Source organism: Ruegeria sp. YTSC192, assembly GCF_059609705.1.
In genome coordinates this window covers 1-23,986 of record NZ_JBXWMG010000004.1, presented here as the reverse complement: position 1 = coordinate 23,986, position 23,986 = coordinate 1, and the positions used below count along the sequence as shown (strand labels likewise).

18 protein-coding genes and 3 pseudogenes are annotated in these 23,986 nt (G+C 53.3%); 12 read left to right on the top strand and 9 right to left on the bottom strand.

Going from position 1 to position 23,986, the window contains the following annotated elements; translation table 11 throughout:
- Positions 1-51: 51 nt before the first annotated feature.
- Entirely contained in the window at positions 52-804 is a 753-nt protein-coding gene (locus AC2FD8_RS07265) for an outer membrane protein (protein WP_496855336.1), read from the top strand.
- 27 nt (positions 805-831) lie between these two features.
- A pseudogene (locus AC2FD8_RS07260) lies at positions 832-960 on the top strand (IS5/IS1182 family transposase); the annotation flags it as partial.
- A gap of 202 nt (positions 961-1,162) precedes the next feature.
- Here AC2FD8_RS07260 and AC2FD8_RS07255 read toward each other — a convergent pair.
- Positions 1,163-1,357 (bottom strand): transposase, encoded by a 195-nt coding sequence (locus AC2FD8_RS07255; RefSeq protein ID WP_496855338.1) that lies wholly within the window; start codon positions 1,355-1,357, stop codon positions 1,163-1,165.
- A gap of 73 nt (positions 1,358-1,430) precedes the next feature.
- Entirely contained in the window at positions 1,431-2,693 is a 1,263-nt protein-coding gene (locus AC2FD8_RS07250) for a replication initiation protein (protein WP_496855340.1), read from the bottom strand.
- Positions 2,694-3,273: 580 nt separating this feature from the next.
- Here AC2FD8_RS07250 and AC2FD8_RS07245 point away from each other — a divergent pair.
- Positions 3,274-4,659, top strand: coding sequence for an AAA family ATPase (locus AC2FD8_RS07245; RefSeq protein WP_496855342.1), 1,386 nt, complete (start codon positions 3,274-3,276; stop codon positions 4,657-4,659).
- Positions 4,652-5,719 (top strand): ParB/RepB/Spo0J family partition protein, encoded by a 1,068-nt coding sequence (locus AC2FD8_RS07240; protein WP_496855344.1) that lies wholly within the window; start codon positions 4,652-4,654, stop codon positions 5,717-5,719. Before AC2FD8_RS07245 ends, AC2FD8_RS07240 begins: the two co-directional genes overlap by 8 nt.
- Before the next feature lie 461 nt (positions 5,720-6,180).
- On the opposite strand, the gene nagA is transcribed toward AC2FD8_RS07240, so the two are convergent.
- The 4 genes from nagA to AC2FD8_RS07220 are packed head-to-tail and all read right to left on the bottom strand — an operon-like array spanning position 6,181 to position 10,030.
- Positions 6,181-7,341, bottom strand: coding sequence for an N-acetylglucosamine-6-phosphate deacetylase (nagA, locus tag AC2FD8_RS07235; RefSeq protein WP_496855346.1), 1,161 nt, complete (start codon positions 7,339-7,341; stop codon positions 6,181-6,183).
- Positions 7,338-8,369: an SIS domain-containing protein gene (locus tag AC2FD8_RS07230; protein WP_496855348.1), complete on the bottom strand. Its 1,032-nt coding sequence runs from the start codon at positions 8,367-8,369 to the stop codon at positions 7,338-7,340. Before AC2FD8_RS07230 ends, nagA begins: the two co-directional genes overlap by 4 nt.
- Before the next feature lie 9 nt (positions 8,370-8,378).
- Positions 8,379-9,137, bottom strand: coding sequence for a GntR family transcriptional regulator (locus AC2FD8_RS07225; RefSeq protein ID WP_496855350.1), 759 nt, complete (start codon positions 9,135-9,137; stop codon positions 8,379-8,381).
- A complete protein-coding gene (locus AC2FD8_RS07220) occupies positions 9,134-10,030 on the bottom strand; it encodes a glucosamine kinase nucleotide-binding domain-containing protein (RefSeq protein WP_496855352.1) in 897 nt (298 codons plus the stop codon). The genes AC2FD8_RS07225 and AC2FD8_RS07220 overlap by 4 nt, the downstream gene beginning before the upstream one ends.
- A 155-nt stretch (positions 10,031-10,185) precedes the next feature.
- Between AC2FD8_RS07220 and AC2FD8_RS07215 the strand changes: the two genes are divergently transcribed.
- The 6 genes from AC2FD8_RS07215 (at position 10,186) to AC2FD8_RS07190 (ending at position 16,271) form a co-directional block, all read left to right on the top strand.
- Positions 10,186-11,091, top strand: a complete 906-nt coding sequence (locus AC2FD8_RS07215; RefSeq protein ID WP_496855354.1) for an N-acetylmuramic acid 6-phosphate etherase — start codon at positions 10,186-10,188, stop codon at positions 11,089-11,091.
- Positions 11,092-11,101: 10 nt separating this feature from the next.
- A complete protein-coding gene (locus tag AC2FD8_RS07210; RefSeq protein ID WP_496855356.1) occupies positions 11,102-12,358 on the top strand; it encodes an ABC transporter substrate-binding protein in 1,257 nt (418 codons plus the stop codon).
- Between the two features lie 125 nt (positions 12,359-12,483).
- Positions 12,484-13,401, top strand: coding sequence for a carbohydrate ABC transporter permease (locus AC2FD8_RS07205; RefSeq protein WP_496855358.1), 918 nt, complete (start codon positions 12,484-12,486; stop codon positions 13,399-13,401).
- Positions 13,402-13,411: 10 nt separating this feature from the next.
- Positions 13,412-14,251, top strand: a complete 840-nt coding sequence (locus AC2FD8_RS07200; RefSeq protein ID WP_496855359.1) for a carbohydrate ABC transporter permease — start codon at positions 13,412-13,414, stop codon at positions 14,249-14,251.
- Positions 14,248-15,273, top strand: coding sequence for a Gfo/Idh/MocA family protein (locus tag AC2FD8_RS07195; protein WP_496855361.1), 1,026 nt, complete (start codon positions 14,248-14,250; stop codon positions 15,271-15,273). The genes AC2FD8_RS07200 and AC2FD8_RS07195 overlap by 4 nt, the downstream gene beginning before the upstream one ends.
- Entirely contained in the window at positions 15,270-16,271 is a 1,002-nt protein-coding gene (locus tag AC2FD8_RS07190) for an ABC transporter ATP-binding protein (RefSeq protein WP_496855362.1), read from the top strand. The genes AC2FD8_RS07195 and AC2FD8_RS07190 overlap by 4 nt, the downstream gene beginning before the upstream one ends.
- A gap of 637 nt (positions 16,272-16,908) precedes the next feature.
- Here the strand turns inward: AC2FD8_RS07190 and AC2FD8_RS07185 are convergent.
- A pseudogene (locus AC2FD8_RS07185) lies at positions 16,909-17,486 on the bottom strand (IS5 family transposase); the annotation flags it as partial.
- Positions 17,487-17,866 (bottom strand): annotated as a pseudogene (locus AC2FD8_RS07180) (transposase); the annotation flags it as partial.
- Between the two features lie 165 nt (positions 17,867-18,031).
- Between AC2FD8_RS07180 and AC2FD8_RS07175 the strand changes: the two are divergent.
- Both AC2FD8_RS07175 and AC2FD8_RS07170 read left to right on the top strand, forming a co-directional pair.
- Complete coding sequence (locus tag AC2FD8_RS07175; protein ID WP_496855364.1) at positions 18,032-18,631, top strand: polysaccharide biosynthesis/export family protein; 600 nt, start codon at positions 18,032-18,034, stop codon at positions 18,629-18,631.
- Positions 18,632-18,650: 19 nt separating this feature from the next.
- Positions 18,651-20,063 (top strand): hypothetical protein, encoded by a 1,413-nt coding sequence (locus AC2FD8_RS07170; RefSeq protein ID WP_496855366.1) that lies wholly within the window; start codon positions 18,651-18,653, stop codon positions 20,061-20,063.
- Positions 20,064-20,647: 584 nt separating this feature from the next.
- Here the strand turns inward: AC2FD8_RS07170 and AC2FD8_RS07165 are convergent.
- A partial coding sequence (locus AC2FD8_RS07165; protein ID WP_496855368.1) for an Ig-like domain-containing protein occupies positions 20,648-23,986 on the bottom strand: 3,339 nt, incomplete at its 5' end.

The following is a 23,986-nucleotide window of genomic DNA, read 5'->3' as shown; positions in this document are numbered from 1 at the left end:
AACCAGCCAATGATCATTTTTCAAATCTGTACATTTGACGGGAGGGACAGAATGACTTCGTCTTTTTGGGGTAAAAACTGCGCATGGGCTGCAGGTCTTTTTGCATCTTTGGCCACTTCGGCTGCGGCACAACAATCTGATTGGTCTTACGAGGCCACAATCTACCTGTTCATGCCTGAAACGGAAACTTCACTGAGCACACCAGCGGGTACCGTAGACGGCACGCTCAGCTTTTCCGACGCTCTGGAAAACCTCGATCTGGCCTTCATGGGCGCGTTCTCAGCCACCAATGGGCGTTGGCTGTTTCTTGCGGACTACAACTACACAGATCTTTCATTCAGCAACAGCACCCCCGGCCCTGCAACTTCGGGCCTGGAGACATCGTTTACCACGCAATACATAAGTGGATACCTGGGCTACCGTGTGTATGAGGCGCCAACTGTCGCTGTGGACGTCATGGGAGGGTTCCGGTGGTTCAGCACCGATACGACGTTCACTCTTGAACCCGGCACGGCACCGGGACGCACGACAACGGTGGACAATAGCTGGACCGACCCTGTCATCGGTGCCAGAGCACGCGTTCAGTTCTCGGACAAATGGTCAGGCTCTGGGTTTGTCGACTACGGCGGCTTCCGCAGCGGCAGCGAAACCTGGCAGGTTCTGCTAACAGCCGACTATGCAATTAACGACAGATGGCTGATCCGGGGTGGTTACCGCTATATCTCATTCGATCATGAGATCGACGGCAACGATTTCACATTCGATCAGTCGGGCCCAGTGCTAGGTGCGACGTATCGGTTCTAGACGTCTATATAGGCGAACGCGAGACAATGTGGTGAGTTGGGATCGTCGCTCGATCTGTTCGTCACCGCCGGTCGGGTCAGCGACTACATCGGCGCGAGGGCGTTGCTCAGCAGCCACCCAAAAGTCGACTGGCGGCCTAACCATCGGCCCAAAGACGGGTTTCCGGACAACCGCAAACTTTGCAACGGAACCTATGTAGTTTTACGACATCGCAACCCCCTGCCTGCGTTATGCGCAAAATCAGGCATTTATACTCATTACTTTTACAGCACTCTCAAATCCCCAATATAGCCGGATCTATTGCAGAGTTTTGGCTGTTGACGAGGTCAGATGCTCCGGATGAAGACTTTCGCTACAATCAATCGAAAGTCAGTTCATGATTTCCTTCAAAGGCGCGCAAGATGCCGACCTCATTCTCGCGACAGACGTAACGGCAGATGTCACACACCCGAAACCGCAACGCACCGGTCAGCACTTTGTAGAGATACTTCGCCGACCAGGCGATGTGATAATGGTGATAGAGAACGCAGTTCTTACCGGTGTCATATTGCATGTTCGTATTCTTCGCACTGAAGCTAGTCCGACTGAAAGTCGGAGAGTTTCCTCCAATGCGTGGATACCAAAAATCAAACGGCGAAAGCCTCTGGCTCTAGATCTTCCCAAAATTCGAATATAGCGCTGGCATTCAAGCCTGAGCGCCAGCCATGAGACCTAAAATGCTCTCGGTCGAGTTCATTGTCCAATCCAGCCATGAACAAACGCTTATCCGCATCTCTCTGTGTAGGGTTTCGCCGCGAAACCAAGTCCTCCACAATGGCAAGCTTTCGCGCCCTCGCCTGTCGCTCGGCTGTTCGGGCGGCATATGCCTTTTCTTCTGATGCCTTTTCAGCGACACGTTTACGCGCGGCTTCGACCGCTTCGGGAGTGGGATCTGGTGTTGGAATTGACTTCGGATCCTCATAGTCATCCCGCAAGGCAGCTGACAAATATCCTACGGTCGACTTTATGCCCCCCTGCCCTTTGACGTAGTCGAGCTTTTTCTGAACATAGTCTTCGCCGTGCTCCGATATCCATTGCCGCGCCAAACGATCCGACACGCCCTGTTGCCTCAGGGTTTTGTACACACAGAGATTGCGGACCCCGTCACTATCGTCGATCTCGAACATGGCTTTTTGCGGATTACCCTTGATCAGAAAACGAATGTCGGTGACGGTTCGACCTTTCTTTTGAAACTCAGGTTCAATCAGGATATCCGAGCTTTTGTTCACCTCCGTAACCGCTGGTTTGATGATCTTCGCGTTGAGATGTTTGAAACTGGCGTAGTAGTCGCTGCCATCAACGCCCATCAGCTTGCGAAATACGTCCAGAGGCCACCAACCTGTCGAACCCGTCCGCACAAATCGGTAACAGTTTTCATACAAAGCAAGCCCGTGCCCCGAACTGAAGTTTCGCTGTATCTGCACATTGATCAGCGCGTAGATCTTGGGGTCGTACAATTTCTGCGCCAGTGCAGGTGAATATGAATACTCACACACGCCCGCCTTGAGCTTGGCAAAACTCAACAGTGAAGACACGCCCCATTCCTGGCGGCCCTGCTCATCCAGCATGTCCCATTCCGCGACTGTTTCTGCCAATGCACGCAGGCTGGCGCGCAGAGTGTCGAAGTCGTTTGAGTTATACCCGACCATCATAGCAAGCGTGCGCGCATCAATTGTATGGGACTGCGCGGTCGTCAGTGCGTCATACGCATTCATCAACAGAACATTCGAAAGCTTTCTCTGCAGCAGAGAGAGTTTGCCGCTGATATGAATCGCTGCGACATTCTTCTTAACGGTCTCTCGGCGCAAAGCGCCCGAAAGCTGATCCATGTTCAATTGTGTATCCGGCATGATTCTGCCCGGCTGCTCATTTTGCAAAATCCTGACACAAAAGGTACCCTTGCTTCAATAGTTTTTGGGTACCCATACACGGGACGGAGGCAGTCCCGTATTCAGGTACCTTAAGAATCACGTCCCTTAGTTATCCACAGAAATCGAGTCAATCCGCCTTTGATCATGAGTCGAGACCTGGTTCTCAAACGAAAAGAGGGGCGAAATAGCGTCTCTTTTTCAAGGATTTTCCGTATCCCGTGAATCAGTACCTTACTTCCTGATTACTGGAACCTTTGATCCTGCATACCGATACTCTTCATCCTGTAAAGTGGTTCCTGTCAAACCGTGGACGGGCACCGTAAAGTGTTTAACATTTTGTTTTTAAAGATTTCTTAGCGACTAAAGATTCTAAAATCTCTAAAACAATAAAACGTTTTTTGTGCGGATATTTTGGCTTTTTTCATAGTTTCGCGACGAAACCACCGCTCGCCTCAATCAGTTGTGGAAAAAACGCCCATAAAGGATAGCCATCTCAAGTAATGTTCGCTACATTCGCCAATATACGTCGCAAAGGCGAACATTTTCTGAGGCATCGACAGTGAGCAAAACAAACCAACCTCCCCTGCCCCCATATCTGAACCTCGACCCAGAGGTTGCAGCAAAGAAGTTGCCCGATCCTATCGGCACAGCTCGATTCGCAAAAGCCGCAGCGTTCTGCGCAAAAGGACGTGAGGATCTTGCCCTCAGAGGGTACGCGCCGGATGGCGAAAAACGTCTGCGCCGCTTTTCAATTTGGGAAATCACAAAATATCTGATTCCGGTTGCTCCTGCTCATCTGCGTCGTGTTCTAAAAGCAAACCCTGATTTGCCACAGGGCGAAGGTGAGGCCGGGTCCAAATGGTTTTCTCTTGAGGATGTATTGACCCTGCGCAAACACTTTGCCGCTGAAGGTGTAAGCACCAAGGAATACCTCCCCTACCGGCCCGAGGGCCTGCCAGCCAAGGTTGTTGCTGTGGCCAACTTTAAGGGTGGTGTTGGCAAAACGTCCACTGCCGCGCATCTGGCAATGTCTGCAGCCCTGGATGGGTACAAGGTGTTGGTTATCGATCTGGATAGCCAAGGTTCGATGACATCAATCCTCGGGGGGCAGGTTGCTGATGAGTGGCGAACCGTGTTCCCTCTTGTTGCGAAAGACTATGCGCGCGCGGTGCAAGAGGAAAATAGGGTGCGCTCGGCCGCGGCGCAGCCCGAAATCCCTCTGGATGAAACCTTGCAGGAGGCTTTGAAAACCACACCTCAGGACGTGATCCAAAAAACGCACTGGCCCAATATCGACCTGATCGGGGCGCAGCTGAACCTGTACTGGGCCGAATTCCAGATCCCGGTCTGGCGAATGGGCCTGAGAAGCTGGCCCTTGTGGGATGGTTTGACGAACTTTCTGCAGGATGAAGGGGTGTTGAATGACTATGACGTTGTCTTCCTCGATACGCCTCCTGCTCTTGGGTACCTAACGATCAACGCATTGGCAGCGGCGGACATTTTATTGGTGCCGTTGGGGGCTTCTTTCCTGGAGTTTGATTCAACGGGTCGGTTCTTCGATATGCTCTACACAACATTCGCGAGCATCGAAGATGGCGAAAACGCTGCGCAACGCGCGGCGGGTTTACCGGAATTAAAGTTTGAATGGGATGTAGTGCGGGCGATCATCACGCGGTTCGATGCAAGTCAGCAGACTGATATGGCGAATGTCATTCAGGCGTATTTCGGGGATTTCATGAATGCCTACAGACAGGATTACACGGCGCTGGTCGGGCAGGCGGGTGAGCAGGTGAATGGCATCTACGAAGCGGACTATCGCGATTTCAATCGCGAGACATATGTGCGCGGACGTGAAACCTTCGACAGAACCTATGCCGAATTCAAAGAGGTTCTGATCGGATGCTGGTGGCGCGATGCACAGATGGGAGGGCAGGCAGATGGCTAAACGCAGAAGACTGATTGCACCAGATACAGAGGCGCTTGAACAACTAGAGGCCGGTTTCGCGGCGAAACCATCGGTTAGCCCGTTTGAGACCAAATCCGCTCCGCCGCCCATCGCACAAGTTGCGGCCGAGGCCGCGTCGCTTGGAGGGATGGCCGCTGTCACAGACCGTGTTGCGCTGGCGCAGGACCAGGGCGATGCTGCACGGTGGCGGGATGCGCAAGAGGCTGGGTTGGTGGTCCAGATGCTGCCACTGGACCAGATCGATGCCGATTTCATCCGACGTGACCGTATGGTCGAAGATGAAGAAGCCATGGCAGAGCTTTTGGAATCCCTTCGCGTCAATGGACTGAGGACACCGATCGAAGTCACGCTTGAAGGTGATGGCTTTGGTCTGATTTCCGGGTTTCGACGGCTTGAAGCGTTCCGACGGCTGGCGGGCACAGACCCGCGATTTGCCGAAATCCCAGCCTTTGTTCGCGACGCGGGGACGGGGCAGGGGGCCTATGTCTCCATGGTCGAAGAGAACGAGCTGCGCGCCAATCTCACCCCCTACGAGAGAGGGCGCATCGCAGTACTAGCAGCAGGGCAGGGGGTTTTTCCGACAACCGAGGCAGCTGTTGATGTCCTGTTCGCGGCCGCGTCAAAGGCAAAGCGATCAAAGGTCCGCAGCTTTGCAATGGTCCATGAAAGCCTTGGCGATCTTCTGCAGCACCCTGTTGCCTTGTCAGAGAAGGCGGGTCTAAAGCTGGCATCGGCCATTCGAAGCGGGGCGCAGGCGGTACTTCGCGACGCTTTGGCAGGGGTAGGCCCGCTGGATGCAAAAGCCGAATGGGGTATTCTTGAAAAAGCGATGACTGACTCGACGGATGCGTCTCAGGTCAAGAGCCGAGGTGGCCGCCCAACAGAAGTTCTGCGTTTGTCAAAGAGGTCATTGAGAGGCGGCGGAGAAGTTTGGGCAGAGGTCGCTTCCGGCGAATTGCGGTTAAAAGTCAAGGGACGTGAACTGACATTGGCGGATGCGGAAACTTTGGTGAGCCAACTTTGCGAACAATTTGAGTAGGCAGCGGTTAGATATCGTTCAATGCAGAAGGCTGGCAGAGAAGCGAATTCACGGAGCTGCGCAAAATGTATGAATAAAGAGCGTTACGTTTCGCATGGCTTTTGCTCCTTAGTCGACCATTCCCTAGGCAGTGTGTGATTTTGATGTTGTCACATTGGTTCCGTTGCAAAGGTTTGGGTCGGTCAAATGATTTTGCGATCTTATTGGGTTCAGATTGCCAACGCAGCGAATTGACGAAACGGACAGAGTCCGGGCGTGAGTTGGTCCTTGCGGAGGTATCGCCAAATTGTTCAGGTTGAGTGACTCAGCTATGTCGCGCTAGTGAACATCCCAACGATCATGCCACGCCTGAAGGGTTTTCGCATTCGCAGCGAGGTTATTTCAGTGCTGCTACCAACTTCACTAGACCGGAAATCCAAGGACGCGTTGTTCTTGCCAAGTGAGGGATGCGATCGGGCTTTCTATGCGACCCATTCAATGGGTGAAGTCGGTAGTGGTTTGATCGACGTAAAATCATTGCTCAGGTAGTTTGCGAAAAGTTTCGTTTCAAGAAGCGGGCGAGGTGCGCCGAAGCCGCGAAGAAGAGAATATGGTGTCCCAGTAGCGCGGCGGATGGCGTCAATCGGGCTGTCACCTACAGCATCTACCATGGTTGACAAGGCTTGCGCCATTTCCAGATCGGCCCCAGCCAAAGTGCCGTCATTCAAGGTCAGCCGCTGATCTTTGCGGAGCACCTGCCGGCCGTTCAGAACAAACCCGTCAATTTGCGATCCGGCGGTCGCCATTGCATCAGTTACGAGCATGATCCGTTCGTTGTTCTGCGCGGCGGCTAATGCGACGCGGATCGTTGCTGGGTGAACGTGTATGCCATCCGCAATGAGACCGGCATAAATGTCCTCTCGGGCAAGTGTCGCGCCAACGAGACCGGGTTCGCGATTGCCCAGTTGGCTCATCGCGTTGAACAAATGCGTGACGCAGCGCGCGCCAGCATCGAACGCCGCCATACAGGTGTCAAAGTCGGCGTCCGTGTGACCAAGTGAGACAATGACACCTGCATCTGACATTGTGCGGATTTGTGTGTTGGTCGTGTTTTCGGGCGCGACGGTCACCATGACGTTCGGTAGCCGTTCGGCGGCGCGCAACACGGTCGCGAGATCGTTGTCATTCATTGGGCGGATCAAGCCCGGATCATGTGCGCCCTTTCGAGCAACAGATAAGTGCGGGCCCTCAAGATGGATGCCGACGACACCCTCAACGCGGTCGGCAATCGCTTGCTCCACCGCAGCCACGGCCGCTTTCGTTCGCTCGGGTGTGTCGGTGATCAGGGTTGGGAGGACCGCAGCGGTGCCGATAGATGCATGGGCTGCAGCGATGTTGCGCAGGGCCTCGACAGACTGGTTGTCATTGAACATAACCCCGCCACCGCCGTTGATCTGAATATCAACAAAGCCTGGCGCGATGACGCCACCAAATAGCTCATGCGTTGGGCAATCTGCGGGCAAACTCTTGCGAGGGACAATACGACGCGATCCATTGGTATGAATCACGAAGGCATGGACATCATACAGGTCGGTCCCATCGTGGATTCGCGCTCCGACATAAGCTTTTGCAATAGTGCTCATACGGTTTCAGTCACTTTTTTCAGGTGGCGTGGCGCGTCCGGGTTAATCCCACGCGATTCCGCGACCCGCTCTACCATGGAATAGAAACTGGCAATGAGGCTGATTGGATCGGTCAGTGCATGACCCGTTCGAACGGTATCCAGCTCGGTCACTTTGTCGAGTTTATTGCTTGTCGCAAACACGGTCGCACCTTTCGCTGCGATCTCTTCTGCAACACTGGCCAGGGCAGCTTCAGCTTCGTCCTTTGCGGCAAGACCAATGACCGGGAAGCCGCCATCGACGATCGAAACGGGACCGTGCAGCACTTCGGCCGAAGAATAGGATTCCGCGTGGATCTGGCAGGTTTCCTTGAATTTCAAGGCGGCTTCATTCGAGATGGCATAAGCCGGTCCACGCCCAAGGCAGAAGATAGAGTTGCGCCCCCCCAAGGCCGAACGAACTTCTGGCCAGTCCAGTTTCACGGCCTCCTCCAGTTTGGAAGGCAAGTCGTAGATCGCGCGGCGCAGATCATCATCGTCTGCACATTCAGCGAGAAGCCAAATGCCAGCAATGGCTGAATTGACGAATGTCTTGGTCGCAGCCACGCTAATTTCGGGCCCGGCATGCAAATTTAACGTATGGTCAGCCACCTGCGCCAGCGCGCCGTCTGTGTGGTTTGTAATCGCAATTGATAATGCGCCGCCGGCACGCGCCATGCGCGCCATTTCAACAATATCGGGGCTCTTGCCCGATTGCGACACAGAGAGGCAAACGCTTCCGCCAAGGTTCAGTTTTCGACCATAGATCGAGGCAATTGAAGGCCCGATTGACGCAAGCGGCGTGCCCAGCAGGAGTTCCGAGGCATACTTGAGGTAGGTCGTCACGTGATCTGATGAGCCGCGTGCAACGCTGACCATAAACTGCGGATCGCGTGCGCGGACGGCATCAGCGGCGCGGCGAACCGCACTGCTACCGTTTACGAGCAGGCGTTCAGCGGCGACCGGAATCTCGAGCACTTCTGTGCGCATTCGGGTTTGGGCGGTTGTCATGACTTGAGCCTACTCTTTGGCAAGGCGAAGCTCAGCTACGAAGTTGTAGGCGTCTCCGCGATATATCGATTGGGTGAATTCGACGACACGGCCATCTCGCAGATAGGAGACGCGCTCAATCCGCAGTCCTGCCGCCCCCACTGGTACATCCAGAAGGTTGGCGTCATCCTCTTCAAGGTTGATGGCCGAAATCTTTTGAAGCGCGCGGTGCGGACGCATCCCGGACCGTTCTAATACTTCATAAAGCGAGGTTTCCACTTCCAAAGGATTTGGAAGAGTGTCAGTCGAAAGCGAAGCACGCTCAATCGCCATAGGTTTGTCATCAGCGGTTCGCAGCCTTGCGATCCGAGAGACAGACGCATCTGGCGTAAGTGCAAGTGCCAACACCTCATCCGGTGATGGCATAAATATACCCCGCTCAAGCCAGACACTTGTTGAGGTCATGCCCCGACGTGACATGTCTTCACTGAACGAGGTCAGTCGCGACAGGGATTGTTCAAGCTGCGGCGTATTGGAGGCAATGAAAGACCCATACCCCTGTTTTTGGACAATGATCCCGTCCTCTGCGAGAGCCTTGAAAGCTTTGCGAACGGTGACACGCGAGGTTTCTGTGATTGACGCAATTTCTCGTTCTGGCGGCAACGGACTGCCCGCCTTAAGTACGCCCTGCTCAACACCATCGGTCAGTCGCTTGCGCAATTGCATGTAGCGAGGGCCGCCATCTGACTTGAGCCAACTACCTGGGGACAAGAAGTTTGCGATGTTCATGCTACGCTCTCTCGGTTTTTTACAACCCTTGCTTGGGCAAGCGAAAAGGAGCCATCAAGAGCACTTCCTTGGCGCTGGGTCAGCCCTGCGGTGACATCATCCGGCAAATAGCTAGCATAGTGTGGCCCGACTCCGCCCGTTAGACACAGCTGATCCCCTGCGCTGAATTGCAAAGCCTTTAAGCACCGCAACAAATGGGCCGCGCCTTTCATGATGATCTTCTTGCCGATGGGATCACCGGCCTGCGCCCACTCGACGACCTGTGGAGCAAACGCGCCATAGTCACCTGGCTTTGCCGACATACTAAACGCGACAACTTCGCTTGGATCATCGTCAAACCTAGAGAAAAGGGCGCGGGTCAGATCACTGTGCCGGGCGATGCCATCATGGCATAACAACACTTGGCAGAGACATTTTTTGCCCAGCCAGGCCCCTGATGCCTGGTCTCCGACATGAAAGCCCCAACCGCCGACGCTTCTGTAAGCGCCGCCTTTGCGCCCGACTGCAATCGTGCCGGTTCCAACCGATAGCAAGAAACCATCCCGCCCGCCAAATGCGCCCATAAGCGCGGTCGGACGATCATCGGTGACAGTTACGTTTTGGTAGGGAACGGCGTTAGCGACCATTTGAGCATCTTGCGCGGTCATAACGCCGGCCAAACCAAGGTGCACGGTCGCCGTCCGGAGGCGGTCTACGCCAATGGCACCATGCGCTGCGGCGGCTTCGACCGTCTCGATGATATTTCTAATCGCAAGCGTTGGGTCTGAGGCAACATTCGCGCGTCCGCCCTCTGCCTTGGCAATCACTCCGTCGGCCAAAGTTCCAATGGCCACGCGGCAACCGGTGCCGCCGCCATCAATGCCAATGATCAGGGTGTGAAGTGAATCAGTCATGCAGTACCTTTAAGATACCTTTGTGAGGAAATCCAGACCTTTCTGGCCCTGAAAGTGCGTGACGGACGTAAGAATCTTAAATATATTACCGGAACTCGAAAAGTTGTAGACAAAAGGTATTTAAAAGGTATCATCAGGCGAACAGGGGGATTCGAATGTCTTTGCCAACAACTGAAGCCACACAATGTGGACCATATATTGATGTGCGCTCACCGCTTGAGGCGGCGGCGTTCATGCTCGATGGGCAGTCAGCCGCAATCGACGCGGTCAGGGCGGCTTCCACAGCAATTTCAAACGGCGCCCGCAAAATGGCGACAGCAATCAGGTCTGAAAACAGCCTTCACTATGCAGCCGCAGGAAGTTCCGGCCTTATGGCGCTTGCTGATGCCAGCGAATTGCGAGGAACATTCGGCATTCCGACCAGCAAGATTCTGATTCACATGGCGGGTGGCGTGCCAACTGACGGCCACATGCCAGGCGACACTGAGGACGATGAAAGTGCCGTCGAGACAATGGCCGAGACCATCTCCAAGAACGATATCGTGATTGTCCTGACCGCCAGCGGCACCACACCTTTTGCGCTTGCTATTGCACGGGCGGCAAAGGCTAAGGGTGCAATCGTCATCGGTATCGCCAACAATCCCGATACACCGATATTGGAACTCGCGGATCAGCCAATCTGCATCGCAACGCCGCCAGAGGTAGTCGCTGGATCAACCCGACTTGGTGCCGGGACCGCACAAAAAGCGGCCTTGAATCTGATGTCGACCTTGATGGGTGTTGAGCTGGGCCATGTTTTTCAGGGCGAGATGGTCAACGTAGTCGCCGACAATGCGAAGCTGGCGCAACGCGCGGTTGGAATGGTGTCGCGTATCGCCTGTGTTTCTGACGACGCTGCGCGGGCTGCAGTCACACAAACAAAAGGGTCGGTCAAACCCGCGATCCTTGTCGCATCTGGGTTATCGCCTGAAGAGGCCATGACTCTTCTGGAACGGAATAAGGGGCACCTTGGCCCTTGTCTGTCATCACTAAAATCAAACCAGACGAATTCGTCAAACTAGGGAGAAGACTATGAAGAAATCCACTATTGTCGGAGCCATGATGGCCACCTCCATTCTCGCGGGGTCTGCCGCTGCGCAGGATGTCACGCTGACCATCGAAAGCTGGCGCAATGATGATCTCGCCATCTGGCAAAACGAGATCATTCCCGCATTTGAGGCCGCACACCCAGGTATAAAGCTGAACTTTACGCCGTCTGCGCCTGCTGAGTACAATGCGGTTCTCAACTCCAAACTGGACGCAGGTTCTGCTGGCGACATCATCACTTGCCGCCCGTTTGACGCGTCATTGGCGTTGTTTGAGGCCGGGCATCTTTCGGACATCAGCGATCTTGACGGCATGGCAAATTTCTCGCCCGTCGCCAAATCCGGCTGGAGTACGGATGACGCATCCGTTCAGTTCTGCGTACCCATGGCGTCCGTGATCCATGGGTTCATCTATAACAAGGACGCTTTTGCCGAGTTGGGCATTGAAGTGCCAACAACAGAAGCAGAGTTCTTTGCAGCGCTCGAAACTATCAAGGAAGACGGCAGCTATATCCCGATGGCGATGGGCACAAATGATCAGTGGGAAGCCGCGACCATGGGTTACAACAACATCGGTCCAAACTATTGGAAAGGCGAAGAAGGCCGACTGGCTCTGCTCGCCGGTGAGCAGTCACTGACGGATGAAGAATGGGTTGCACCGTATCGCCAGCTGGCGCGTTGGGGGGAATACCTTGGGGACGGGTTCGAAGCTCAGACCTATCCCGACAGCCAGAACATCTTCACGCTTGGCCGCGCGGCAATCTACCCGACAGGGTCCTGGGAAATCTCCGGTTTCAACAACCTGGTTGATTTCGAGATGGGCGCATTCTACCCGCCTGTGCAGAACGCAGGTGACACATGCTACATCTCTGATCACACGGACATCGGCATCGGCATGAACGCGGCGACAGAAAACGCCGAAGAAGCTGCGATTTTCCTGAACTGGGTGGGCTCATCCGAATTTGCGACGATCTTTGCCAACGCGCTGCCGGGTTTCTTCCCGTTGTCGGACGCACCGGTCGCGCTTGAAGATCCGCTCGCGCAAGAGTTCATCTCTTGGCGCGGTGAGTGCGAAAGCTCGATCCGGTCGACATACCAGATCCTGTCACGCGGCACGCCAAACCTTGAAAACGACACATGGAACGCGTCCGTCGCCGTAATCAAAGGTGAGGAAAGCCCCGAAGATGCCGGAGCGCGTCTGCAGGCGGGTCTCGCAAGCTGGTACGAACCACAACAGAACTAAGAAACCTCCCTGGTCCTGCGCGGTACAATCACTGCGCAGGGCCAATTCCCCAATTCACAAACTATCTGCAAGGCGTTTTCCTGACGCTTTCCCAATAGGTTGTATCAACTCGAAGGACCAAGAAAATGCCAGAAAAACCACGTTTCCGTTGGCATATCGTTGTGTTCCTGGCTCCGGCCGTTTTGGTCTACACAGCTGTTATGATTTTTCCGCTCTTTAATACACTGCGGCTCTCACTCTTCACAGAAGTTGATCAAACACGTGTTTTTGTTGGCCTACAGAACTTTCGGACACTGTTTGGAGACGCGATCTGGAGCACGCAATTCTGGAATGCCTTGGGCAACAACTTCTGGTTCTTCATTATCCACATGCTGGTGCAAAACCCAATCGGGATTGCGCTTGCTGCAATCCTGAGCCATCCTAGGCTACGTTTCGCTGCGTTCTACCGCTCGGCGATTTTTGTCCCCACGATCTTATCTTTTGTAATCGTCGGTTTCGCTTGGAAGCTGATCCTGTCGCCGATTTGGGGGATTGCGCCGGGTATGCTCGATGCTGTTGGACTTAAATCGCTCTACGCGCCATGGCTTGGCAAAGAGGAATACGCGCTAACCACCCTGTCTTTGATATCAGTCTGGCAGTTTGTCGGTATCCCGATGATGCTGATCTATGCCGCACTCTTGTCGATCCCCGATGAAATTCTCGAAGCGGCAGAGGTAGAAGGCATCACAGGGCTCTCTGCGTTCTGGAAAATCAAACTCCCACTTATCCTGCCGTCCATTGGCATCATCTCGATCCTGACATTCGTGGCGAACTTTAACGCCTTTGACCTGATCTACGCTGCACAGGGCGCGCTGGCTGGGCCAGATTTCTCAACCGATATCCTGGGGACGTTCATGTACCGCACGTTCTTTGGCTTCCAATTGCAACTGGGTGACCCGCACATGGGCTCGACCATCGCATCGGCCATGTTCGCAATCATCCTTGTCGGTGTGTGTCTGTACCTATTCGGTATCCAGTCACGCATGCGCCGCTACCAGTTCTGAGGGGATAGAAATGAACGTCGCACGCCAAAACCGTCTGAACACTTTCGCCGCACACGGTGTCTTGATCCTCTATGTCCTCATTGCCTTGTTCCCGGTCTTTGTGATCGTGATCAACAGCTTCAAGGACCGCCGCTCCATCTTTCGCGAACCGCTTGCGCTGCCGAATTCAGAGAGCTTTTCGATGATCGGCTACGAGACGGTTCTCAAGCAAGGTGACTTTTTTCTCTACTTCCAGAACTCGATGATCGTCACTGTAGGCTCCCTGTTCTTCATCCTTCTCTTTGGCGCAATGGCGGCCTTCGCGCTTGCCGAGTACCGCTTCAAGGGCAACACACTGATGGGGTTGTACTTGGCGCTTGGCATCATGATCCCCATTCGGATCGGCACTGTCGCAATTCTGGAAATGATGGTGCAAACGGGGCTGGTTAACACGTTGTGGGCGCTTATCCTTGTCTATACCGCGCAAGGTTTGCCACTCGCTGTCTTCATCCTGTCCGAATTCATGCGTCAGGTTAGCGATGACCTTAAGAACGCCGGCCGTATCGACGGGTTGTCAGAATACCGCATATTCTTCCGCCTGGTTTTGCCGCTGGTGCGTCCAGCCATGGCTACCGTTGCGGTGTTCAACATGATCCCAATCTGGAACGACTTGTGGTTCCCGCTGATCCTTGCGCCCGCAGAAGAAGTAAAAACGCTCACGCTGGGGAGCCAGGTCTTCATCGGTCAATTTGTCACCGACTGGAATGCAGTTCTTTCTGCACTGTCCCTCGCGATCCTTCCGGTCATGGCACTTTATGTTATCTTTTCGCGTCAGCTTATTCGCGGAATCACTTCCGGTGCGGTCAAATGAGGGTTGTCATCGCAGGCCTGGGAAAAATGGGACGCAGCCATGCGCTGGCGTACCATGCGCATCCCGAGGCTGAGATCGTCGGGCTGGTAAACCGCTCTGAGGTGGATCTACCGGACGAGTTGCAAGGATACCCTCGGCAAAGCACCTTCGCCGAGGGCCTGGCATGCAAACCCGATCTGGTCTGCATCGCGACGTATTCAGACAGTCACGCCGACTTTGCGATTGCTGCCATGGAAGCAGGGGCGGATGTCTTTGTCGAAAAGCCTCTGGCCACAACTGTTGATGACGCGCGCCGCGTGGTGGATGTCGCAACGCGCCTTGGCCGCAAGCTCGTCATTGGGTACATCCTGCGCCACCACCCAAGCTGGCAACGTCTCATCGCAGAGGCACGCGGTCTCGGCGGCCCATATGTGTTTCGCATGAACCTCAATCAGCAATCGGACGGCGATACCTGGGCGACGCACAAGGCGCTAATGGAGACCACCAGCCCAATCGTGGATTGCGGCGTGCATTATGTCGATGTCATGTGCCAGATCACGGATGCCAGGCCCGTGTGCGTGAGTGGCATGGGTCTTCGATTGTCTGATGAGATCGCATCGGACATGTACAACTACGGCCAGCTTCAAGTCTGGTTCGCGGATGGCTCAGTCGGCTGGTATGAAGCCGGCTGGGGGCCAATGATGTCCGAAACGGCGTTCTTTGTGAAAGACGTTGTGTCACCCAATGGTGCCGTTTCCATCACTGATGGCAACAAGGGTGCATCTGATGATGTTGACGGTCACACAAAGGTCGGCGGTATTCTCGTTCATCGCCCCTCTGGTGACGAGCTGATCGAAATGACCGGCGAGCCCGGCCACCAACAGCTTTGTGACGCCGAGGCCGCATTCATGATGGATGCAATCCAATCCAACACTGATTTGACGCGCCACATGAATGACGCAGTCCTATCTCTCGCAATATGTTTGGCCGCCGATGAAAGTATCCGGTCCGGCCACCCCGTAAACCTAGGAGAAACCCAATGACTGCCTTGTCCCTGACAAACGTGTGCAAATCATTCGGAAACGTAGAGGTCCTGAAAGACATCAACCTAACGGTTGAAGACGGTGAGTTCGTTGTCTTTGTCGGCCCCTCGGGCTGTGGTAAATCAACCCTTTTGCGTGTCATTGCCGGACTTGAGCATGCCACCAGCGGCACGGTGAACATCGGAGGTGAGGTCGTCAACAACACGCCGCCCGCAAAACGCGGCATCGCCATGGTGTTTCAGTCCTACGCACTGTATCCGCACCTCAGCGTGCGCGACAACATGGCCCTTGGGCTCAAGCAGGAAAAACAGCCAAAATCAGTGATTGATGAGCGTGTGAACAAGGCTGTTCAGATGCTTGATCTAGACGCCTACGTTGATCGCAGGCCTTCTGATTTGTCGGGTGGCCAACGCCAACGAGTTGCGATTGGGCGCGCGATTGTGCGCGAACCCAAGCTGTTCCTGTTTGACGAGCCTCTGTCGAACCTCGATGCCGCATTGCGTATGAACACACGCATTGAAATCGCTGAGCTTCACCGCACGCTCAGTGCATCCATGATCTATGTGACCCACGACCAGACCGAAGCGATGACACTGGCCGACAAAATTGTTGTTCTGCGCGACGGGCGCGTAGAACAGGTCGGCAGTCCCATGGAGCTGTATAACAATCCTGCGAACAAGTTCGTTGCAGGTTTCCTCGGTTCGCCCGCAATGAATTTCCTGCAAAAAGCACCAGTTGATTTGCCTCAAGGCGGCACACTTGGCATCCGTCCCGAACATCTGCGATTGGAAAAGGGCGGGCGGATCAAAGGGATTGTCACACATGTTGAGCGCTTGGGCGGTGACACAAATCTTCTTGTATCAACCGCTGAGCAAGAAGCGATGACGGTCCGCCTGTTTGGTCAGGACAGTACCGCCGTTGGCGAAGCAATCGAGCTCGACTTTGATGGCAACAATGCCTTTGCTTTTGATGCCAATAATCAACGCATCGCGGTTTAGGCTTAAGCAACTATTGGAACAAAACCACTAAACGAAATCTTCAGTTCCAGAAGCAACCTTGAACGTATTCGCCTCGCTGCGATTTATACCAATGACCGGCTTTGCGCCGGTTGCGGCGTAGTGAATTACGCTTCGGCAGAAATATCTGTGCTGCATGCGCAAGCAGCAAGAAAATCGAATGTGCAGGATGGGCTCTCTTGTTGAATCCGCCGCGCAATAAACGAACGGCTGCTTCCGTTCTGGGTCAGAAATGCTTGACGTTTGGGCCAGCATTGCATGACGGCGGTGCTGATAAGATTAAGGAAATTCCGCATCGAGAGTCAGGAATCAGCGACGTTCCACAGTTTCCTTGTTGAACGTCACACGAACCGGACCCAACCGTCATAGTGCGACCAAGACGGGGTGAACGCTCAACATCAGATTGCGCCGCAAGCCGAACACTCCTTTTGCAATGAGAATAGATGCAGAGCTGAAGCTAACCTTCGCCACATCGACCACGAATGGTTGATCTGGAATTGCACGAAGTTCGCTGCACCACGCACAAAGGGAAAAGATGCTGGATAAAGTGAACTTTCGCTGCATCTGCGCCAAGGCCTGTTTTCAAGAACGCCGTAAATCAGTTAGCTAGTGTCAGGATTCATAACCAGTAAATGACTAGAGCCGCGAGTGCGATGGCTGATAGGAAGACCTTGGGACAACGGTTATAGCGTGTTGCCACGCGCCTCCAATCCTTGAGCCGGCCAAACATGATCTCGATGCGATCTCGCCGCTTGTATCTGCGCTTGTCGTATTTTACCGGCGTATTGCGTTGCTTTCGGCCGGGGATGCAGGCGCGTATCCCTTTGTCTTTCAACGCCTCTCGGAACCAATCGGCGTCATAGCCACGATCACCGAGTAGCCAGTCCACGTTTGGAATGCTGCTGGGCAGACCCCGAGCACCGATGTAGTCACTAACCTGGCCAGCGGTGACAAAGAGGTTCAAAGGCCGCCCTTTGCTGTCACAGATGGCGTGCAATTTGCTATTCATGCCGCCCTTGGTTCTGCCGATCAGGCGGCCACGCCCCCCTTTTTCGCGGCCATACTGGTCACGGTGCGGTGTGCCTTTAGATAGGTCGCTTCAATCATGACCGTCTTCTTTTCGCTGCGCTCGGCGGCGAGACCGGTCATCATCCGCGCGAAGATGCCTTTCTCGCTCCAACGCTTCCACCGGCTGTAATCCGGCGGGCGTTCGCGACGGACTGTCTTTGGGTCGACACCGACAAGCCGGCAGGCTCGGCGCTGCGAGATGCCGTGATCCCGCATCGCCCTGAGCGCTGCCTTTCGCCGCTTGGTCAGCGTCGTCAGTTCTTTCCCAGCAGGTCCTTCAAAACCACATTGTCCAGCATCGTATCGGCCAGCAGCCGCTTCAGCTTGGCGTTCTCGTCCTCCATCGCCTTCAGCCTCGCGGCTTCCGACACCTCCATGCCGCCATACTTGGACTTCAGCTTGTAGAACGTTACCGGGCTGAGCCCGTGCCTGCAGCACACCTCCGACATTGGCATGCCTGCCTTGATCATCCCGATAATCTGTGCCTCGGTAAAACGGCTCTTCTGCATTCGTCTGTTCCTTCAGGGTCGGGCAGACGTTACATCATGGTGAGGGATTTCGCGGGGGCAGGTCACAAGTTAAAAGTCAATCCGTGTTACGCATTGTCAAATCCTAATGAAAGTAACAGACTAAAAGAGATGACTACGTGAATAACAAAGGAAGAGAATCTCGAAATGAAACTGATTTTCGCGACGCTTGCAGCAATGGTTCTGAGCACTCTTTCTCAGACTGCTATAGCACAAGACTATCGTGTACGATCTGGTGATACTTTGCGCGTCGAAGTATTGGAAGATGCGAGCCTTAACCGCGATGTGCTTGTACGGCCGGATGGCCGAATAAATGTCCCGCTTGCTGGAACGGTTGTTGCAGGTGGGCGAAGTGTTGAACAAATTGCAAATGATCTTACTCAGAAACTTCAACCAAACTTTGCATCTAAGCCGACCGTCTTTGTTTCACTTGCAGCTCTTGATATCCCCCGAGAGCCGCTTCCCGAGCCTACAATTAGTGTCTATGTGATCGGTGAAGCCGGTACACCGGGAAGGCACGCTGCTGTAAAAGGAACAACGCTTTTGCAGTTTTTTGGCGAAATGGGAGGATTTTCTAGATTTGCAGCTACAAAACGGATAATGCTGCGGCGTACAGATCGTACCGGTAAGGAAACGGTTTATCAGTTCAACTACGATGCGATGCTGGATGGGACTGGAACAGGGGGATCAACAACGCTGGTCGACGGGGACGTGATCGTAGTACCCCAACGGCGTTTGTTCGAGTAACCCCGAAAGTGGTTGTAGAGTGAAAAAGAAGACCATTCTAAATGCAGGGTTTTTGCTCACTGCATATTTTGCGACAGCTCCAATTGATTTCGCTCAAGCTCAGAGTGTCGAATTGGATCCTGGTGGTTTTCAGTTAAACCTTGGAATTGCAGAACGAATTGAAACTGGGCGAAACCTAGGGCTTGATGTTCCTGAGGAGGGCCATGGAACTGTAGCCTCTACAATCTTTTCCTTTGGACTATCAAGCGAAACGCCCATACAAAGAATAAATCTAGATGCGGTAACGGCGCTACGGTGGACGAACCTACCCGATAGTGAAAGCGGGGTAGATTTTGGCGATTCTATCATTGATTTTGGATACGACCGCGAAGGAGCCAACGCGGGATTGGAATTGGGTGCGGATTTCTCAAGTTATGATATCGGGTTTCTTCGGTCGTTACGCGATTTTGTTGATGATGACGGTGTCATTGATTTGCCTTCAGACTTCGACGACCTGACAGGAGATGGGACTCGAAGAGAATACAACTTCTTGTTTGAAATGGACTTTGGTCGCCAGGATTTGGTTGGCTACTATTTCAGACTAAATTCACAAAACATTGACTATGTGGATCAAACGAACCCGGATCTTTTCAATAGTGAAACTTTGAATGCCGAAGCTGGACTTAGCTTTCTATTGTCACCAACGACAACGCTGACCTTCGATATTGGTGCTGAGCAATACGATGAAGATAACGCTGACCAAACCGATAGAAAGACCAAACAGGTTATTGTAGGTCTGGAGCATGAATTATCGGCGCGCAGTCGAATTGACATTGCGTTAGGTTACAGCGACATCGAAGAAAGAGAACTAATTGACGGCGACGACTTTGCATCGGGGTTTATTGGTGGCGTTGAATTTGAATACGATATGCCTAATGGTGCGGCAACCATAGAAGCCACCAGTGAACTTGCGTTGGCAGGGCGCCTCAACTCATTTCGGGTTGGACGGAGTTTGGAAGTGTTTCGCGGCAGCTTCTCTGCAAGTCTTGGTTTTGCCCATACAGACGGCGGAAAAACAGAGCCAATTGGTTCGGTGGCCTATAACCAGAGATTTGGAGAAAACGAAGTACTTGTTTTCTTTGATCGAAATGTAGTGATTACAGATGATAACGTATTTCGTGACGAGTATGTTTTGGACATCGGGTACGTCTGGGGGCTCGGGCCATCTTCGCGTTTGGGGCTTGGGGCAACTCAGGTTCTGGCGGATGATACAATCGTTGATCCACGCGTTGAACGCACTGATCTGAATGCAGTCTTTAGCTATCAGTTGGAGAACGATTGGATTATTAACGCTGGCGTAAACTACCGGGTTAGAGACGAGGATGGATCTGGCCGTGCAACAAGCCCGCTTGGGTTCTTTTCCATCGGCAGGGAGTTCGCTTGGCGACCTTAAGTGTAAATCTTCAAACTTGATCTGACGGACACCTCAGCTTGCGAAGCTGAGAAGGGTTTGTAGGATGTGTCGCAAATATTTGGAACGGCCAAAGTCAGCGACATACTGGAAACACCTATCCTGCGATCTCGGTGAATAGCCGGAAGCCAGACGTCGTATTTGGGCCGACGATGAGAAGCGTGAGATTTGCGCGCAGGCGACGACGCGGGTGATGTTGGTTGCGCAGGTGGCGCAGCGCTTGTCTGAAGTCAGCGCCTACCGGATAGATTTAGGGGTTTGAGCAACGGAGGATTTCTGGTTCATCACAGTTATTATGGAGCGAAGATGAACAAGAACCCGGAACATCGAAGGACGCCGCTGACAGGCTGATCAGAGGCATCAAGCGCAAGACGCGCAAACACTACTCGGCCGAAGAGAAGATCAGGATCGTCCTTGCGGGTCTTCGTGATGAGGAGAGCACCGCAGTATTGTGCGGCCGTAAGGGTATTGCTGAGCCGAAATAGTCTTGATGTGATCTGACAGCCGGCCGTTTTTCTGGCGGCGTCTGTCAGGTCACATCTGAACCATTACACTCTAGTAGACAGCTACAGATCCCACTCGCCGACCGTCACAGTGACGGTTGCCTGTTCAAGATTTCCAGCCTCATCCTCTACCCAATACAGAAAACTATCAGTGCCACGAAAGCCTTGATCAGGTTCATACACTATCAAATCGTCCTCAGTTACCTCAACCTCTCCATGTTCGGCAGGACCAGTCGCTTGAATGGTCAACTCCAAACCTGAAGCAGAGGTATCGTTGATAAGTACATCAATTGTAACCGGTTGGTCTTGATCCGTCCGCTCAATATCGTTCAAAGCCTCAATCTCATCACGCAGGTCAGGCTCTGTATCAAGCGCCTCAAAGAGAGCTTGATCATCGACATTCATCTGTGAAGAAACTCCGCTCCATTCATAGTTTGAAACGACATCTTGCACCATTTCTTGCAGATATGCTGCTTGTTCTGCAGTAGGGGCCTGATCCCACGGTTGGTCACTAAAAAACTTTTGCGGTACCTGCGTCAAATCCACCTGATGAATGGTTGCCAGATGAAGTAGTGAAATCATGTAGCCACCAAGATAATTGGTGTGAACATTGTCTACGAAGAAATCCTGGATATTGTCTACGCCCGGTACAATTCCAGCTTCGATGTCATCATAGAGGCGAGCCATCGCCAGATGCCCAGGGATTATGTAGACTGGCGGAGCTCCATCAGGGCTGTTGGCATTTGCGTATTCTGCCATCGCTTCCCATTCGGCACCGTCGTAGTCCAATCGTTCCCGGAAACTCGGGTCCGATATATCCAGACCAGGCCATACCGAATAAAGCATAGTGGCAGCTCCGTCACCGCCATTCCCGTTTTCCCAGGCATGGTTAACCCACTTTGAAAACTCTTCGCGACGTTCTTCCCGGTATTCGGATTGCCACCAAGTTTCGTCAGGGAATAGAGCTTCTGGATAGAGATCGTTGCGATCGGTAATCACCAAGAGCTCAAAGTCGTCAATGTCCTGCCAAGCGTTAGGATCTCCGTAAAAATCAATCTCGGCCTCCCGGCGAGCTTTCATATCGCTTCCGGGAATCGTGGACCGCTCTACCTGCGCGCTATTTGGATCGATGCTGTCAATCATCGCATCGAGGCTCCACCACGTATTTGTGTAAATGTCCGTCAGGCTATGGCCGCTATGCACTTGCTTGACATCAAGTGCGTACCCAGTCTGTCCAGATATTTCGTTGCCGTCGTCGTCATTTTCATCAGGCAGGTTGTCAACCGTCCCTTCATTCGAGCCGTCATCCGCGGTGTCTTCTTCACTTGTGTCTGGATTCTCCTCGCTTTCCGCTGGGTCTGGAGTATCCGCACCGCTATCAGTGCCTTCAGTTCCCTCTTCATCTTCAACAGGTGAACTCTCTTCTTCGACCTCCTCAGATGGTCCTTCCGCGCCCACCGAACTGTCGCTGCCGTCAGTATCAGAATCTTCCCACCAAGCATCGTTTTCTTCATTGAAGCGAACGATCGCATCCCAACGTGCGGTGTCGTCTTCAAGGTACCGCAGTGCGCCCCAACTGCCCCATTTCCCTTCGGCAGTCACATCAACGAATACATTGAAGAGTGTGCCACCCGCATCTTGCCAACCTTGAAAAAGCTCTTCGTAAAGCAACCCCATTTCGTCGGTGTAGTTTAGGAAATTAAAGAACTCGGTGAGTTCATCGTCCTGGGCCCAATCGCCAATGCCAACAATATGCGTTCCACCTTCATACATGACGAGCTGCAGCCCACGCTCTTCAGCGACTTGAGCGTGATATTCGAAGGTGTCAAACAACGCGCTCAGTGACCCATTTGAATTTCCGGTAACTGAACCGTCACGCAATTCTTGCACCGCCAAAGCAACCGCATAGTCAAACTTGTGGTTTTCGATATACTCGGTTCTTGCCGATCCAGTCAGACCCAATTGGTTCGCCTGCTGCAGGGCAAGTGACGCGGAAGTCTGGATCCACTCTTTGATGATTGGCGCTTTTTCGTCGTGCCCAAAGCTGCCACCGAAGTAACCGGTAACTGCATATGCATCCACATAGGTATATGGCGCGTTGTTGTTTGCCGGATCATCAGAAACCCAATTTGGAGCATCCAGAAGGGGGTCTTCCAATCCCCTCCAACCGGTGTGCGTCGAGATTACCTTTGTAAGACGCCCGTCATCTTCACCGGCATATACTTGATCGAGTATTTGCGCCATTTCAGCAACTTTTTTGCCTTGGTATTGAATCCAGGCAGTTCCCTCACCTGGCCACAACTCATTACCCTGTTCATCAGCCCACTGCGCTTGGACAAAAGGCCAATTCCAGACTTCATTTGAATACTCAAAATATGCAGTTAGCTCGGGGTCCAAGTTATCGCGCACATACGTTGCGAATTCTTCAATGTACTCCTCAGTTGCTAGATGAGGAATGGTAAACCAAGGGTCTGTTCCCGTAGTGTTGGCCAACTCAACCATTACTTCTACAGGCACACCACCAGTCGGGTCTGTCCAACTAAAGGTCTCTGGTGTTGGGCGATCTTCCCATTCAGATTGCTTTGAATGGTTGGTTGCCATCCAGTCCATGAAGCGTAGCGCTTTCATGTCTTCGATCAACGTTATCCAGTTAGGATTAAATATCTCTCCAGAATCGAAAGCCTGAATATTGTCTTCATGAACAATCGAAATATTACGGATGTGATTGCCGTTCGAACCAGTCTCTACGATGTTCAAGCCAACAAGATTTGTATCTGCAGGGGTATAGTCAAACCAGATCTCGCCATCACCGTATTGGATATTCTCCACACCACCAATATAAAGCTCACCTTCACCATCATAGCTCAGACGATAGCGTCCGGCCAAAGATGTTGCTTCAGATGGCATTTCGGTAAGCAGAACGGTTCCGATACTCTCAAGCCCCGCTGGTATTTCCGTGGGCCATCCATCTTCGTCAAGAATGCCCGCAGCCTGTAGGTCCGAGTAATTCAATGCGCCCCATGCGTCAGGTTCGTGGCCGACCCAAGCGCGGGCGGTTTTGAACACGTCCATAAACGGCTGTTGGGTTGAATAGTCGGCAATGCCGTTCAGCCCAATTGCAAGAGACCCACCACCGGTATCGCCGGTATCATCACCACCGGTATCGCCGGTGTCATCTCCGCCGGTATCGTCGGTGCTATCACCACCGGTATCGCCGGTATCATCACCACCGGTATCGCCGGTATCATCACCACCGGTATCGCCGGTGTCATCACCACCGGTATCGCCGGTATCATCACCACCGGTATCGCCGGTGTCATCTCCGCCGGTATCGCCGGTGTCATCTCCGCCGGTATCGCCGGTGTCATCTCCGCCGGTATCGCCGGTGTCATCTCCGCCGGT

Coding starts and splice junctions, on each gene's coding strand:
- AC2FD8_RS07205 (WP_496855358.1), top strand. CDS start 12,484: ATGCCAGAAAAACCACGTTTCCGTTGGCATATCGTTGTGTTCCTGGCT.
- AC2FD8_RS07230 (WP_496855348.1), bottom strand. CDS start 8,369: ATGACAACCGCCCAAACCCGAATGCGCACAGAAGTGCTCGAGATTCCG.
- AC2FD8_RS07265 (WP_496855336.1), top strand. CDS start 52: ATGACTTCGTCTTTTTGGGGTAAAAACTGCGCATGGGCTGCAGGTCTT.
- AC2FD8_RS07200 (WP_496855359.1), top strand. CDS start 13,412: ATGAACGTCGCACGCCAAAACCGTCTGAACACTTTCGCCGCACACGGT.
- AC2FD8_RS07255 (WP_496855338.1), bottom strand. CDS start 1,357: ATGCAATATGACACCGGTAAGAACTGCGTTCTCTATCACCATTATCAC.
- AC2FD8_RS07210 (WP_496855356.1), top strand. CDS start 11,102: ATGAAGAAATCCACTATTGTCGGAGCCATGATGGCCACCTCCATTCTC.
- AC2FD8_RS07225 (WP_496855350.1), bottom strand. CDS start 9,137: ATGAACATCGCAAACTTCTTGTCCCCAGGTAGTTGGCTCAAGTCAGAT.
- AC2FD8_RS07190 (WP_496855362.1), top strand. CDS start 15,270: ATGACTGCCTTGTCCCTGACAAACGTGTGCAAATCATTCGGAAACGTA.
- AC2FD8_RS07195 (WP_496855361.1), top strand. CDS start 14,248: ATGAGGGTTGTCATCGCAGGCCTGGGAAAAATGGGACGCAGCCATGCG.
- AC2FD8_RS07250 (WP_496855340.1), bottom strand. CDS start 2,693: ATGCCGGATACACAATTGAACATGGATCAGCTTTCGGGCGCTTTGCGC.
- nagA (WP_496855346.1), bottom strand. CDS start 7,341: ATGAGCACTATTGCAAAAGCTTATGTCGGAGCGCGAATCCACGATGGG.
- AC2FD8_RS07220 (WP_496855352.1), bottom strand. CDS start 10,030: ATGACTGATTCACTTCACACCCTGATCATTGGCATTGATGGCGGCGGC.
- AC2FD8_RS07215 (WP_496855354.1), top strand. CDS start 10,186: ATGTCTTTGCCAACAACTGAAGCCACACAATGTGGACCATATATTGAT.
- AC2FD8_RS07240 (WP_496855344.1), top strand. CDS start 4,652: ATGGCTAAACGCAGAAGACTGATTGCACCAGATACAGAGGCGCTTGAA.
- AC2FD8_RS07175 (WP_496855364.1), top strand. CDS start 18,032: ATGAAACTGATTTTCGCGACGCTTGCAGCAATGGTTCTGAGCACTCTT.